General features: G+C 56.9%; 10 protein-coding genes. 6 read left to right on the forward strand and 4 right to left on the reverse strand.

What is annotated here, in order from left to right; all coding sequences use genetic code 11:
• Nucleotides 1–122: 122 nt before the first annotated feature.
• Entirely contained in the window at nucleotides 123–2,189 is a 2,067-nt protein-coding gene (locus QMX81_RS17620; protein ID WP_004883050.1) for a ParB/RepB/Spo0J family partition protein, read from the reverse strand.
• 80 nt (nucleotides 2,190–2,269) lie between these two features.
• Nucleotides 2,270–3,100 carry a DUF932 domain-containing protein gene (locus tag QMX81_RS17625; RefSeq protein WP_004883049.1) on the reverse strand — a complete coding sequence of 277 codons (831 nt, stop codon included), beginning with the start codon at nucleotides 3,098–3,100 and terminating at the stop codon, nucleotides 2,270–2,272.
• A gap of 679 nt (nucleotides 3,101–3,779) precedes the next feature.
• Here QMX81_RS17625 and QMX81_RS17630 point away from each other — a divergent pair.
• The 5 genes from QMX81_RS17630 (at nucleotide 3,780) to QMX81_RS17650 (ending at nucleotide 11,024) form a co-directional block, all read left to right on the forward strand.
• On the forward strand, nucleotides 3,780–3,971 hold the full coding sequence (locus QMX81_RS17630) for a type II toxin-antitoxin system RelB/DinJ family antitoxin (RefSeq protein ID WP_004883046.1): 192 nt from the start codon (nucleotides 3,780–3,782) through the stop codon (nucleotides 3,969–3,971).
• 61 nt (nucleotides 3,972–4,032) lie between these two features.
• Nucleotides 4,033–5,442, forward strand: a complete 1,410-nt coding sequence (locus tag QMX81_RS17635; protein ID WP_004883043.1) for a Shedu immune nuclease family protein — start codon at nucleotides 4,033–4,035, stop codon at nucleotides 5,440–5,442.
• Between the two features lie 105 nt (nucleotides 5,443–5,547).
• Nucleotides 5,548–7,686, forward strand: coding sequence for an AAA family ATPase (locus tag QMX81_RS17640; protein WP_004883041.1), 2,139 nt, complete (start codon nucleotides 5,548–5,550; stop codon nucleotides 7,684–7,686).
• 2 nt (nucleotides 7,687–7,688) lie between these two features.
• Nucleotides 7,689–9,488, forward strand: a complete 1,800-nt coding sequence (locus tag QMX81_RS17645) for an ATP-dependent helicase (protein WP_004883039.1) — start codon at nucleotides 7,689–7,691, stop codon at nucleotides 9,486–9,488.
• A 288-nt stretch (nucleotides 9,489–9,776) separates the two neighbouring features.
• Nucleotides 9,777–11,024, forward strand: coding sequence for a hypothetical protein (locus QMX81_RS17650; RefSeq protein ID WP_004883036.1), 1,248 nt, complete (start codon nucleotides 9,777–9,779; stop codon nucleotides 11,022–11,024).
• Nucleotides 11,025–11,263: 239 nt separating this feature from the next.
• On the opposite strand, the gene QMX81_RS17655 is transcribed toward QMX81_RS17650, so the two are convergent.
• A complete protein-coding gene (locus tag QMX81_RS17655) occupies nucleotides 11,264–12,331 on the reverse strand; it encodes a PDDEXK nuclease domain-containing protein (protein WP_004883035.1) in 1,068 nt (355 codons plus the stop codon).
• The gene (locus tag QMX81_RS17660) at nucleotides 12,328–13,527 is read right to left on the reverse strand and encodes a site-specific integrase (protein ID WP_004883034.1); all 1,200 of its coding nucleotides are present in this window, start codon (nucleotides 13,525–13,527) and stop codon (nucleotides 12,328–12,330) included. The genes QMX81_RS17655 and QMX81_RS17660 overlap by 4 nt, the downstream gene beginning before the upstream one ends.
• A gap of 424 nt (nucleotides 13,528–13,951) precedes the next feature.
• Between QMX81_RS17660 and QMX81_RS17665 the strand changes: the two genes are divergently transcribed.
• Entirely contained in the window at nucleotides 13,952–15,466 is a 1,515-nt protein-coding gene (locus QMX81_RS17665; protein ID WP_070471520.1) for an acetyl-CoA hydrolase/transferase family protein, read from the forward strand.
• Nucleotides 15,467–15,597 lie beyond the last annotated feature (131 nt).

Genomic DNA, 15,597 nt, shown 5'->3' on the forward strand with positions numbered 1-15,597 from the left:
CCGGCGAGTGGGGGGTTGGTCGCGTGGGCGCGGAGATGTGTATACGAGACCGGCCTGGGGCCGATGCTGATGGAACAGCGAAGCGCCCCGGCCGAAACCGGGGCGCTCGGTGGTGGTGAAGGTCAGGCGGCGAGTGCGTGGGCCTGCTGCTCGTCGTCGTTGTCGATGGCTTCCGGCTCGTCGTTCGTCACCGCCTGCGGCGCATCCTGCGCCGTGGTGTCGTCGGTGCCTTCGGCCTTGAAGATGGCAGGCATCCAGCCGGTGCCATCGGCCAGCCGCTCGGCTTCGCTGGCAATGTCGGCCTTCTTCAACTTCGCCAGCCGGGTGACGTGCGCCGGGGCGTACTGCTCCACGGCTTCCAGAATCGCGGCCTTCGGCACATGCCGGAAATAACCCTCATTGGTGGGCTTCCACCATGCGGCCATGTCCAAGCCGACAGCCTGCGCCAGTTCCGCGCCCGGTTGCTGCGGCGTGGCGCGGGGTGTCACCACGTCCACCGTGACGGCCACGGATATCGCCAGCAGCCGCACCAGTTCATCTTGCGACTTCGCTAGCAGCACGGCGAACAGTTCGGCGCTGTCCTCCGGCAAGCCTTCGCCTGCTACCTGCTGCAACTCGCGCAGCGCCACGGCGGCGGGCGAATCCGGTATATCCGGGGCGATGCCTTCCAGCCGGTCTTGCGCTTTCAGGCTCACGCCCAGCGGCAAGTCGTGGCCGTAGTGGCTGCCCTGCAAGACGGTCTGCACCATGCCATGCACCAGCGCGGCCAGCGCCACTTGCGGATGCCGGGCGACTTCGATTTGCAGCGCGGCGGTGCGGTGGGCGCTCAACCGCTGCGCCAGCTTGTCGGACATGGCGGCGGTCTTGGGCTGCTCGTCGTCCTCGCCTTCGTCGTCGTTCCCGGCTTCGCTTTCGCTGCCGAAACCTTGGCGCAGGCGTTCCAGTGTGCGCAGCGCCTTGGCCTCGGCCTCGCGCATCAACCCGCGATGAATCACTGCCTGCCCGTTGCGGTCGATGGTGACGATGGCACCGGCTGCGGCCTTCACGGTCGTGCCGTAGTCCTGCAAGCCATCTTCCAGCGCCTGCAACTGCTCGCCCACGGCTTCGCCTTCTTCCTGCAAGGCATCGGCCTTTTCCTCGTCCTCGGTATCAAGCGCGTCATCCACGGCGGCGGCCAGTTCGTGCATCTTGGTTTGCAGCTTCTCGATGCGCTGCGCTTCGCGCTTGTTCGGTTCGCGGCGCTCCCTCGGCGCACGCTGGAAGGCGTGCAGGTCGGCATGGGTCACGGCGGGGGTGGCATCCACCCACGCCCAGCCTTCGTCCTTCACCTCGGCGGCGATACCTGCCAGCTTGTCTTGCGCCAGCCGTTCCAGCAGCGCGGCATCGGTCAGATACACGCCCGCGTCACCTTCCGCGAACAGGTCACGGCGCACACCACCGCCTGCGGCTCCGTAGGTATCCAGCCCCACGAAACGCACCAGCGGATGCCGGTATGCGTCAATCTCGCGCTCGGTGAGGCGGTCGCGCAATTGGGAAGGGTTGCGCTGCCACGTCGGCGCGTCGTAGAACGCGGTTTCCTGCGCGGCGTGGTCGTCGGTGATGGCAAGGGCCATCAACTGATCGAGCGTCACGGCTTCGGCGCGGTAGTCGGCCAGCAGCCGGGGCGAGACGTTCGCCAGCTTCAAGCGGCGCTGCACCACCAGCGGCGTGACGCTGAAATCGGCGGCTATGTCCTCGATGGGTCGGCCTTCGGCCACCAGCGCGGCGAATGCCTCGAACTGGTCGGCGGGGTGCATGGCTTCGCGCTGCACGTTCTCGGTGAGGCTGGCCGTGCGGGCGGTGCCATCGGCCACCAACAGGCAAGGCACTTCCCATTCCTTGCTGATGCGGCGCTTCTTCGCCAGCAGCTTCAACGCGGCCAGCCTGCGGCCACCGGCCACGACTTCGTAATGCTCGCCATCGGCGGCGGCAATGACGATGAGGTTTTGCAGCAGGCCGACACGCTGAATGCTCGCGGCGAGTTCGGGAATGGACATGCGCGGGGTCTTGCGCACGTTGCGGCCAGCAGGACGCGACACCAGCCGCGACAGCGGAACCAAAATCAGGTTCTTGGTCGGGTCGGCGGCTTCCAGCGGGATAGCGGCGGCGGTGTTGAGGGCGCGGGCTTCGGTTTGGGTAATGGCGTTCATGGTGATAACTCCTATCGGTTCAGGGATGCAGCAGCGAAGAAAGCGGCAAGGGCTGCTGCCTGCCCCTGCCGCGTGGGGAATCAGGCCTTCAACTGGCGCAGGCCATCGGCCAACATCCAGAGGGCGCGATTGAGGCGCACATCGGAATCAATGCCCTGCACGGGGCGGGTCTGCTGGCGGCGTCCGTTGGCGCTGCGGCCATGCAATCCGCCTTTGGTCAGGTTTTCTTGGGTGCGGTTGAACACGCTCCACAAGTCCGGGCGGCGGTCGTCGAACCGGCGCGGCATCAGGATTTGGCTTTCCGTGATGGGCGCGGGCTTGTTATCGGTGGGGTCGTACTTGAGGGCCAGCGCGGAACGGGCGAACACTTCGGCTTCGCCTTCGTCCAGCGTGATAGCGCGCATCAGGTCGCGGGATTCCTTCACGCGTTCGAAGCCGCTCAACACCTCGAAAGCGCCTTCGATGACAGAACCGGCCACGTCGCCCTTGTGCGGCACGCGCACATCGGCCACGGTATCGCCGCACACAAGGCCATTGCTGCAAACGAACCGGAACATTCCGGCCAGCATCTGATAGCTGCTGGTGCCGTCGTGCGAGTTCAGCAGCACGATTTCATTGGCTTCCGCGCCGTTGATCTGACTGGCATGGCGCAGGCGAATCATGTGTTTGGTGTAGTCGCGGCGGTCGTCGTGCCGCACGCGGGTTTGCGCTGCCATGAAGGGTTCAAACCCTTCCTTGCGCAGTTCCGCCAGCACGGCGGCGGTGGGAATGTAGGCGTACCGTTCGGAGCGGCTATCGTGCGGGGCCTCCGCGAAGATGGACGGGGCTACGCGGCGGATTTGGTCGTCGGACAGCGGGTAGTCACTGCGCAGCGTCGGGGAATGGGAAGCGAATCGAGATGCGAGTTGCATGGTTTTCTCCAATGAGTTGCTGTGGTTTCAAAGCTGACCGGATTCCAAGATTCGGAGCCCGTTGTGGCTTCGGTTGGTTCGGCGCAGAGACCTGGGCCGGTCCTGTTTGCCGCCGTCTTTCCTGAGTTCATCGCCCGCGAAAAACCGGGCCAGCGAGGGACTGGCCGTCAAGGGAGAAGCGCAGGGTTGGTGCGGCCCGCAGCGCAGCGAGGACTCGGCCCTGCGCGCCTTGACGGCCAGGCACCGCGGGCTACGGTCGCGGGAAAAAGCGATGAACTTGGGGAAAGACGAACAGCGGCCAATGGGCCAGGGGGTGCGCTGAAACCAACGCCGCGCGGCGAGCGCCCCTGCGTGCCAGCGGCACGCCTAGCTGGATGGCTGTTGGTCGATCAGGTGCAACCTGTTCGGTGCATGCGAGGGGCGCCAAGCAAGGCGCGGCGGGGATGGGCTGTCCAGCCGATCCCCTGGAGGGCAAGCGCCGCGCGCAGGCCAGGAGCGAAGAGACGGCCGGAGGCATCAGGGATCAAAGCCGCATGGCCGCGACTCGGCACGAGGCGCGGGGCAACGCCCGCGAGCCCGACGGCGGCACGCCGGGATGCTCTACTGTTCACAACAAAATGTAAGTGACGCAATAGTACTTATGAGCCACAATGTAGCTACATCTATTGTGAGCGCAACAATGGCAAGTAACGACGTCGTTCGTGCCCGGATTGACGGGCAGATTAAAGAAGCCGCAACTGTTGTTCTGGCTGAAATGGGGTTATCAATTTCGGATGCGATTCGGATGCTGCTGACCCGAATCGCGGCAGATAAGGCACTCCCCTTTGACATCAATCGTGTGTCGTCCGATTCTGATCGGAAGGCACCATAAGGTTGCGCTGAGGCAAGGCCCGCAAATCGTTTCTCTGAACAGTAGGGATCAAGAATAGTTCATGGCATCTATCAGACCTTCAGCATTCAATCAACGTGAGCGTTTGGACGGCGGCCCCTTCCTTGTCATTGAAGCAGCCGAACCGGAAGAGGAAGGCATTAACGTTTTCTTCACTGATATTCCCGCAGCGGAGCGCAAGCCGGATTCGCCAATAGCGAGACTGCTCAATGTGTGTCCAGACAGATTGACCATTTGGCCTCTTAATATTCGAGAAGATCGCGACGATTACCTGCAACCTAAATACGGCACCCTTGAACGCATCGTCGTCGCTCGGCCTGTTATCGAGCCCTACATACTGCCAGAGACTACTGACGATGTCGTTGGGCTTCTTGAGCAGTTGCCGGATGGGTTTGCCAAAGATTTTCGATTCGGTTTGGGGCTTCTGTGGGAATATCGGCAAATTTGCGAAACAGCCGCCAGCTTAGAAAACGTAAGCATACTCATTGTCCACAAAGGAAATGACGCGAAAATTGATTCGCCATTCTTTATTCTCGGAATAAGAAGATTTCATGAATTAAGAAAAGAATTAAATCGCATAGCCTCTCGCCACCAGAGAGACGCGCGCAAGGACAAGCAATTTCATGTCTACCAGACCTTATTACATGCTGCCGATTCAGCACAATTTCCCGCTCTAAAGAAGAGCGTAAGACCTGATGCACTAACGGAAATGACCGATGGTGGGCGGCAGCATGTGACGCTTTCCAAGCGTGATCGGCGCGCCGCTGTTCGCATGGTTCAAGACAATATAGAAGCACTGGCGGAATCTGAGCCGCGCTCGCTGCTGGCATTAAAGAATGATATTGAGCTCATCACACTGAATCAACTGATTGAGCGATACCAGGAAATGCTTGGAAAAGGACTGACGGAAAGCAAGTGGCAAAGCTTCTTTCTGGAAAATCCTTTCATACTTAGTCTTGCATTTGCCGTTCCAGCCATGCTGGTTCAGGGGCAAGCTTATGCAGGTGGCAAGCGACTTAACGGGTCCGGCGGAAAATTTTCAGATTTTCTATACGCATCCGCTTCCACGGGCAATCTTGGCCTCATTGAGATAAAAAAGCCGCAAACCGAACTGCTAGGAAAATCTCCCTATCGTGGAGATGATGTTTTTGGCCCATCGACAGAATTGGGTGGAGCGATTGCTCAAATTCTAGATCAGCGTTTCAAATTGCAGAGTGAACTACCCGTCATAAAAAATAACATGAACCGATACGACCTCCACAGCTATGCGGTTCGCTGCATAGTTGTCGCTGGCATGACGCCACAAGAGCATCAGCAAAGAAAGTCATTCGAGCTCGTTCGAAATGCGTTCGCAGAGATCGTGATCGTGACTTTCGATGAACTACTTGCAAGGCTAACCGAGATTAAAAATGCGCTCCAACCGATTCCTACCTTAGACACGGTGCCGTTCTAAAACCAACTGACAGTTGGCCATTCCGTAGTTGGGATCAATGGCTGCAGTGTTCAACCAATCCATCGGCCGATCGGCATGTGGATTTCAACAACAAGATTGAATCAAATGCATATATCCAAGCTCAGCCTGGTCAACTACCGGAACTTTCCCAACACGAAGCTGCTGTTCCAGAAGGGTATCAACACTGTCATCGGCGAAAATGGATCTGGCAAAACCAATCTCTTTCGCGCAATCAGATTGCTGCTTGATGACAACATGATTCGCTCTGCCTACCGGCTGGAGCATACCGACTTTCATCGCGGCCTAGGGCGCTGGCAGGGACATTGGATCATCATCAGTCTTGAGTTTGAGGAAATCTCTGCGGATGAATCAGTGCAGGCGCTCTTCCGACATGGGACGGGCGTAATTGAGGAAGAGGCGAACGGCAAGGCCACTTACAACCTGATCTTTCGTCCGAAGAAGGAAATCAGGCTGCGACTTTCTCAATTGAACGATGGTGATCAGGCAGGCCTCGACGCTATCCTGAACCCGGTCACCATCGACGACTATGAAACGATTTTCACAGGTCGGAGTGAAGCCGACTTCAACGACGAGGCCTTCTATAAGGATGTGGTCGGCGACTTCGCGAATGTTCGATTCAATGAAGAGGTTGAATTTCGTGTTATCGGCGCGAAGATTCCGAACGTGCTGTCCGTCTCCAAAGAAATTTCGTTCACTTTCGTCCAGGCGCTACGGGACGTCGTCTCCGAATTTCACAACAACCGGACAAATCCGCTCTTTTCGCTTCTGAAGGGCAAGAGCGGCGATATCGACCCCGTGGCGTTCCAGGCTATCACCGACGGGGTAAAGGCATTGAATGACTCCATCGAAGCGTTGCCAGACGTGCAGGTCGTCCGGACGGATATCAGAGACACCATCAAGGATGCGGCGGGTGAGGCGTATTCGCCGTCTTCTCTTTCTATCAAGTCGGATCTGCCAGACGAAGCTGACAAGTTGTTCCAGTCGCTCAAGCTGTTCGTTGGCGAATCGGGGGAGAGCCACGAAGGACCGATCCACGAGCTGAGCCTTGGTGGAGCAAACCTGATATTCCTCACGTTGAAACTGCTTGAATTCAAGTATCAAAAGGCTAAACAGTCGATCGCCAACTTTCTGCTTATCGAAGAGCCGGAAGCTCACATTCACACACATATCCAGAAAACACTGTTCGACAAGCTCAAATACGACGACACACAGATCATTTATTCGACCCATTCGACGCACATCTCTGAGGTCAGCAATGTTCAGAACGTGAACATCCTCGGCAGAGAAGGTGATCGTTGCGAGGCATACCAGCCTGCAATTGGCCTAAACCCAGAAGAGATCGGCAACATTCAACGCTACCTGGATGCTGTCCGTAGCAACTTGTTGTTTGCCAAGAGCGTCCTCTTAGTGGAGGGCGATGCAGAAGAAATTCTCGTTCCGATCCTGATCAAGAACGTGCTAGGCGTCAGCCTTGATGAACTCGGCATCAGTTTAATTAATATCCGCAGCACTGGATTTCAGAACGTCGCGGTTCTTTTCGATGATGCCCGAATCCGGAAGCGGTGCAGCATCGTCACCGACCTTGACAAGTCCATCATTGACACAACGCCGGCGGCGGGAGACTCCGAAGGGCTGCTCCGGCGCAAGGGCAAGTATCAGGCATCCCAGGAAAAAGGGGTCGCCAGGAAAGCGTTATTGGAAGACACCTTCAAAGATAACGGGTGGGTTTCTCCATTCTTTGCCCCCCATACCTTCGAGGTCGACTTCATTGCCGCCGGCAATGCGCGTAAGGTGGTCGGCATCCTTCCTGATGTCTACAAGGATGCACCAACCATCGCGACGGCCAAGGCGGAGCTCGAATCAGCGGACATCGCGTTGTTCGGTCAGCGCGCATTGACCATGGCGGACAACTACGGCAAGGGATGGTTTGCCATCTTGCTGGGAAAGAAGATCGATCCGCAGACCGCCATTCCGAAGTACATCTTGGACGCCATCGCTTTTGCGCATCCGGTGGTCACTAAGGAAGTCTGGTTTAACGTGCTGAGCTACCGCGTGAACTACATCGATGCAGAAGATATCTTCACTGCGTCTGCCGTATTCGACGACTTTAGGGCCAAGCTGCTGGCCTTCCGAAATGGAGACATCGACTTCGTCGGCATCCGAAACGAGATGCTTGCCACGTTCCCAGATGATCGCATCAACGATGTACTCGCGGTGTTCTGATCATGTTCATGTGGAACAAAGATGATCTGAATCCCGAGCAGGAAGCAGCCATTCTGAAGCCAGGGAGCGTCTTTCTCATCGCTTGCCCGGGCAGCGGGAAAACGCGCACGCTCACCTACAAAATCGCCTATGAGTTGTCCAGGCTGAAATCGAACAAGCAGTTTGTCGTTGCCATCACTTATACGCACCGTGCCGCCGACGAAATCCACGAGCGCATTGAGAGCCTTGGGGTGGATACATCCCGATTATGGATAGGAACGATACATTCGTTCTGTCTTGAATGGATATTGAAACCGTACGGCATCTATCACGAAGCGTTGGATCGAGGCTTCCGTGTGATCGATCAGCATGAGCGCGAGAAAATCCTGGAGGCATTGTGCAAGCCTTACCAGAAGCCAAAAATAACATTCTGGGATTGTGAGTTTTATTACACCGAAACTGGATATGTGCTCTCCTGCCCACAAGATTGGAAGCATTCGGGTCTTCACGTCATATTGGGCAAGTATTTTGAGATTCTGCACGAAAGTCGGCAGCTAGACTTTGAGCTCATTCTTTACTATGCGTACCAACTGATCGCACGTCATCCTGCGATCAGCACTCTTCTGGCACAGTTGTTCTCTTTCGTGCTGATCGACGAGTATCAGGACACCAAACGAATTCAGTATTCGATCATCACCGCCATTCTGAAAGCTGGTCAAGGTGCGACCAAGGCCTTTATTGTCGGAGATCCTAACCAGGCGATTTATCAATCGCTTGGCGGATATCCGATTGCCTTCGAGGATTTCAAGGCGATGGCCAATATCGATTTGGACGAACTCGAACTGTCGCGGAACTACCGTTCTTCTGAGCGCATCATTGAGTACTTCGGAAACTACAACGTTCACAACACACGCATCGAAGCCGCATCCGAGGACAAGGCGTACCCAAGCCTTATTTCATTCGACGACACAGTGAGCAAAAATGATCTGGACGCTGAGCTCATCCGGCTCATCCGTTTCAACATTGAGACTATGGGCATCTCACCTCACGAGGTGTGCATTCTCGCGCCACAGTGGACGCATCTTGCAAGCATGACACGTCGTTTGGTCGCCAGCATGCCGGAGTACTCATTCGATGGCCCCGGTATGGTTCCCTTTGCACGGGACACAGAGAATTTCTGGTACAGGCTTTCTAAGATTGCACTTACTCAGGCATCGCCGGGAATGTATGTGCGCAGACTGCGGTGGGCCGGGGAGATTCTGAATGACCTAGAGGCGGCCGGGGCTAGCGTGTCGAAGCTCACGCGGAGGTCCTTGTTGAGGGAGTGCAATGCAATTAAGATCGATGAAACAGATGGTCTTACCTACTTGAGCGCATTTTTCGAGCGTCTGTTTGCAAACTTAGCAATCGACTTTCGCCTTTTCACGCTGCTTCAAGAGCATCACGTTGCCTTCTTCGATAGTTCGCAAGCCCGGGTAAATCGATTGAAGAGTGAAGGTAGCGAATTTATAGGCGATATTGAGACATTCAGGAAGGTATTTCAGCATAGGACTGGAATCACCATCTCGACGATACACGGCGTCAAGGGAGCCGAGTTCGATGCAGTGATCGCTTATGCATTATTAGAAGATATGGTGCCGCATTTCAATGATCCGAACGGTCAAGAAAGCGCGATGAAATTGCTGTATGTCATTGGTTCGCGGGCAAGGAAGAACCTGCACCTTGTTTCGGAACGAGGTCGAGTTCGCCAGTATTCTGGCGAAGAGTATCAAGTAACTCGCAAGCTTGCCTCATGCAGTTTTGGATACGATCAAATTCCATAGAAATCACGAGTAGCGCAACCGCGCTCTCTATGGGATGCCCTACAGCTTTGTTTAGCGTTTGGCTGAATCATCTGCGCGCGGCTCGCTCTGCATGCCCTGCTGTCGCCAGCTCAACATGCAAGCGGAGCGCGCAGGCCCGGATCACAGTGTCGGGCCGTGGAGGGCTGGCGAATGCCAGTCCCGTCAGGGATGAGCGAATAGCGAACGTGGAGCAGCGCGATCCACAAAGTGGAGACGCTCAAGGTTCCGTCGCTTACTATTTGGACTACGGCGAGTTGAGTAAAAAATATGAAAAATATCTTTGAAGAAATCAATGAATTTTCTTCGGAAAAAATCGCGTTATTCAGCTTTGGGAAATTTTGCTACGTCTTTCTTAATAAAGACCCGATCTTTGTCAAGAAATTGCTTCCCCTCATCCAAACCTCTCTGGCAAATGAGAGCTTTCAGGCAGACGTAATGCGTGCTTATACGGAGGGCTGCATGAATGAAAAGGCGGCCATTCTGAAAGAATTTGAAGCCAAACGCGACCATCCAAACGCAGCCAAGTTTTATGGGCCACAGCTTGATCTAGTGGACAAGCGATTGGCTATAAAGACAATCCAGCATTTAATGGACTACTTAAATAATTATCTCAACGAGTATCCGGGATCGCTAGAAATTCTCAACAATTCCTACAAGCATATCCATGACGAAGATGGTGTTTCGTACATAAAAGAAAATTACGCAAATTATCGCATTGGCTGCATTTTTTATTCCAAGCACCAATCAATCATGGGGAGGGCTGAGATGCTGGAGCTAAAATATTCCAAGGTAGTTGAACGTGAGTACGAGAAAATTGGAATTGACATAAGAAAGGAAGATGCTCAGTTCTCTAAATATAGTCTTGTCAGCCTGAACGAGAATATTCAGATATTCAACGACAAGGATAGTCAGACAATACGCGATGAACGCATAGGGCGACACTTCTGGATAAAAGTTCCGAGGAAGCTGCTTACCTCTATCGAGGAACTCATTGAAAAAGGAATGCTGTCCGAAATAGCATTCAGGATTGATTACGTCTCCGATTATGTCCCTGCAATGGAGGAGATGGAGTTTGGCGCTCCGTTGCGATTGAAAATATCTTCCCTTCCTAGATTGTCAAAGTTCTACTCCACCGATAAATATGAGAACAATCTATGGATTCACCATGACGCAGAGAAGCTAAGTTTGACTTTTGAAGAATTGATGGAGGACTTTGAGGTGGCAGGCGACGACGTCGTAACGCAAGTCATCCATCTTGAATACAGTTCAAAAGGCGATGATTTTTTTATAACTCACTTGGATCACGAATTTATCGTATATACGTTGGATAGCTATCAAGAAAGATTGAGCAATGCCAACATCAAGGGGCATAGAAAAATAAAGACATTCAAAATAGATAACTCAATGATCCCGTTTGATATAAATATTAGCGGGGATCTTTTTCTGTTTCAGGTTCTCGATTCGTATTTAAAAAATGATGACTTGATTCGTGAATATTTTGAAAAAATTAACTGACTTTATAGTTTGAGATATTTAATTAAAACAGCGATCGGCATAGAACATGGCGCTGCTGCCCGCGATAATCATGTGATTGGGCGCTCGCGCCCACTAGCCCCAGCGCATCCTTGAGCCGCAGGCCAGTTCCTTATCGGCCTATGGCGATTCCACACTAGCATGGAGCCTCGATAGAGCAAGAGATCCGTTGCCACATGCTCGTGCTGTGGTTTGGGTGTACGGTTGGACAGATGCTGCTGTCAGGACTTCTCGCCAGGCTGCCGCTGCTCGATCTGCAACCGCGCCCGTTCGGTCGCCTGCTGCAACCGCTCCCCCAGCACCGCACGCGGCGGCAGGGTCGTCAGGTATTCGGCTACGTGGATGCCCGACTTGTCCAGCTCCAGCAACTCGATCTGCTCTGACTTCTTGCCGGTACAAAGAATGATGCCCAGCGGCGAGGCTTCCTCCGGTTCGCGTTCGTGCTTGTCGAGCCAACGCAAATAAAGCTCCATCTGCCCCTTGTATGCTGCCTTGAACTCGCCGATCTTCAACTCCACCGCCACCAGCCGCCGCAGCTTGCGGTTATAGAACAGCAGGTCCAGGTGGAAATCCTCGTCGTCGATCTGGATGCGTTTCTGCCGGGCTAGGAAAGAGAAGCCCGCGCCCAACTCCAGCAAAAAAGACTCCATTTCGCGGATGATCGCGGCTTCCAGGTCGCCTTCCTGCCAGGTATCGCGCAGGCCCAGGAAGTCGAGGATGTACGGGTCGCGCATGACCAGCGCCGGCGACATGCGCTGCGCATCGCGCATCGCCGCCAGCTCTTGCGTGATCGTCTCGTCCGGCTTCTTGGACAGCGCCGTGCGCTCGTATAGCATCGAGTCGATGCGCTCGCGTAGCGTCCGCACGCTCCAGCGTTCGGCGCTGGCCATTTGCACGTAGTAGTCCCGCTGGAGCGGGTCTTTTAGCGGCAGCAGCGCCACGAAATGCGACCAGCTCAATTGTCGTGACAGCGTCACGACAATTGGCTCGTCCGAGAAGGTGGCGGCGAACTGCACCATCCGGCGCAGGTTCTTGTCCGCGAAGCTACGTCCGTAGTCGCGGACAAGCTGCGCCGCCAGGGTCGGCAGGATTTCGTCGCCGTACCCGGCCCGCTGCCCGGCAAGCACTTCCGTATGGATGCGCTGGCCAATGCGCCAGAACAGCAATGTCAGCTCGGCATTGACCGCCGAGGCGACGCGCTGGCGCGACGCTTCGATCAGTGCCCGGATGTCGCCCAGCAGCGCGGGCGGCGCTGCTGGCGCTGAGACGGATGCCTTGCGCCGGGTCATGCGGCCACCTCCTTGGCTCCCTGCATCCCGGTGATCGTCTTACGCCGATTCGCCACCAGTTCGGCCGCCTCTCGCACCGGCTTATCCTCGGTGTGGACGTAGCGCATGAACATGACGACGGTCTTGTGCGCCGTTAGCGCCATGCCGACCTTGACCGGGATGCCCGAATTGGCAATGTCGGTCGCCGAACGGTGGCGGATGCCGTGCGTGCCCACGTGCGTAGCGCCAGCCGCCTTGAGCGCACGGCTCCAGCCACCGTAATACTCGCCCGTGGTTAGATGCTTGCCAGCGTGGCTAGGAGAAGGCAGCACATAGCGGCTACCCTCCTGCCGGGGTGCCGTCGAGAGTAGCCGATAGGCTTCCTCGCTCATGGGCTTAGACATGCCGCCTGTCTTGCTGTCAGGCCAGACGACGCGCCGGTTCTGCAAGTCAACCCAGTTCCATTCCAGCGCGATGATTTCCGAGCGGCGGCCGGCGAACTCGAACTGCAGGCGGATTCCCAAAGGGATGACGTAGTTCTCCAGCCCCTCCGACTCGATCTTGTCGAGCTGTCGGAACAGGTTGCCCATTTCTTCGTCGCTGATGAGGTGAGTCGATTTGCCGGCAGGGAACATCGGGACGTGACGGCAAGGGTTGGTACCGTCGGGCCGATAGCCCCATACCTCGGCCATGTTGAACATCTTGCGCAAGACGCTGAATACCTTGTTCGCCTCGGTCTGCTTGTACGAAAGCTTTTCCATCAGTCCGGCGATTTCAGGACGCTTCACGTCCTGAACTTTCTTGCGTCCCAGCAGCGGAATAATGTTGCGATTGATGACAGCCTGATAGCCGGCTTGGGTGCTGAGCTTGTTGCGCTTCTTGGAGTAGTCCTCCATGAACTTCGTGCATAGCTCCTTGACCGTAGGTGCCTGGCGCGCCTCCGCCTTCTCTGCGGCGGGATCTCCGCCTCGGCGGACTTGGGCCAGCCATTCCTGCGCCAGCGACCGCGCCTGTTCGACGGTCAGCTCCCCGTACAGTCCTAGCGAGGGCTTGCGGCGCTCGCCAGCGTTCGTCCGGTACTGGAGCATGAACACCTTGCGACCCGCCGGGGTAATCTTGCACAGGAAGCCGGGGACCAGCGTGTCCCGGAGTTCGACGGCCTCTGCCTGGGGTTGCGCCGCATCGACAGCGGACTTAGTGAGTTTGATCTTAGCCATGATGACTCCTTGGAAAGACCTGGATTCCAAGGGCCGGATAGGAGTCAGGCGGTCGGAAGTCAGGTCAGGTTTCGGAAAGCACCGGCATATGTTGAACTCGCTTAAGTCATTGATAAACCTGCTGTATCGGGCTGTAGCGTAGTCCAGCGAATTTCGGTGCTGGAGTCATGGTGAAATAAAAAAGCCCGCTTGCAGCGAACTGCCAGCGGGCTCTGCTCCCTCCCCCACGTCGGGATGCAGGTCGATCTTCTAGGGTCGGCGACGAACTTGCACGCTGCACTGCAAAACAATACTTGCGGGTACAGAAGTAGGCGGCAAACCTGAACAGGGAGGCGCCGATGTGAAAACGCCATCCCACCAAGGTAGAACCCCTCCCGCTGCATGGATCGCCGATAATGGCGATCCCCCCAAAAACGTTGTCGTCATGTCTGTCGATCGCATTGCAAACGCGCGTCTGCGTGACCGCGTTGTCTCCGCTGAAGCCGCCGCCGCCCTGATCCAGCCGGGTGAAACCGTCGCCATGAGCGGCTTTACCGGTTCAGGTTATCCCAAGGCGGTGCCGGTCGCGCTGGCGCAGCGCATCGAAGCGGTGCACGCCCAGGGCCTGCCCTTCCAGATCAGCCTGATGACCGGCGCCTCGACCGCGCCGGAGCTGGATGGCGCGCTGGCCAAGGCCGATGGCATCGCGATGCGCATGCCCTTCCAGAGCGACCCGGATGCGCGCAACCGCATCAACGAGGGCAAGCTGGATTACATCGATATCCACCTCAGCCATGTCGCCCAGCACGTGTGGTTCGGCTTCTATGGCGATATCGATACTGCGGTGATCGAGGTCTCGGCGATCCGCGAGGACGGCTCGCTGGTGCCCTCCACCTCGGTCGGCAACAACAAGACCTGGTTGGACCTGGCCAAGAAGGTGATCGTCGAGGTCAACGAATGGCAGCCGGCCGGCGTGGACGGCATGCATGACATCTACTACGGCACCGCGCTGCCGCCGCACCGCAAGCCGATCCCGCTGGTGCACGCCAACGACCGCATCGGTGAGACCGCGCTGCGCTGCGACCCGGACAAGATCGTCGCCGTGGTGCGTACCAACGGCCCGGACCGCAACAGTCCGTTCAGCCCGATCGACACCACCAGCGAGCAGATCGCGCAATACCTGATCGAATTCCTCAAGCACGAAGTGGCCAAGGGCCGCCTGCCGGCCAATCTGCTGCCGCTGCAGAGCGGCGTGGGCAACATCCCCAACGCGGTGCTGGCCGGGCTGGCCAAGAGCGGCTTCCGCGATCTGAGCGCGTTCACCGAGGTGATCCAGGACGGCATGCTCGATCTGCTGCGCGATGGCGTGCTGAGTTACGCCTCGTGCACCGGCTTCGCGCTGAGCCCGCAGGCGAACGAGACCTTCAAGGAACACATCGATTTCTACCGCGAGCGCATCATCATGCGCACGCAGGAGATCTCGAACCATCCGGAGCTGGTGCGCCGCCTGGGCTGCATCGGCATGAACGGCATGATCGAGGCCGACCTGTACGGCAACGTCAACTCGACCCACGTGATGGGCAGCCGGATCATGAACGGCATCGGCGGCTCGGGTGACTTCGCGCGCAACGGCTTCCTGTCCGCGTTCCTGAGTCCTTCGACGGCGAAGAACGGCAGCATCTCGGCGATCGTGCCGATGGTCAGCCACGTGGATCACACCGAACACGATGTGTCGGTGATCGTCACCGAACAGGGCCTGGCCGATCTGCGCGGGCTGACCCCGCGCAAGCGCGCGCGGGTGGTGATCGACAACTGCGCGCATCCGGATTTCCGCGATCAGTTAAACGATTACTTCGACCGCGCCAGCCGCGAGAGCTATGGCAAGCACACCCCGCATCTGCTGCCCGAAGCGCTGTCGTGGCACCAGCGGTGGCTGGATACCGGAACGATGAAAGCCTGAGGATGCACGGTACCGACCGACGGTCGGTACCTGCCGGGACGTTCTGTTTCCGGGTAGTGCCGGCCGCTGGCCGGCTCCACGCATTACCGTCCGCAAGCCCGGATGCGCGTTTGGTACATGAGGAGCCGGCC

Source organism: Stenotrophomonas sp. PS02301 (assembly GCF_029959485.1).
Lineage (GTDB): Bacteria > Pseudomonadota > Gammaproteobacteria > Xanthomonadales > Xanthomonadaceae > Stenotrophomonas > Stenotrophomonas maltophilia_Z.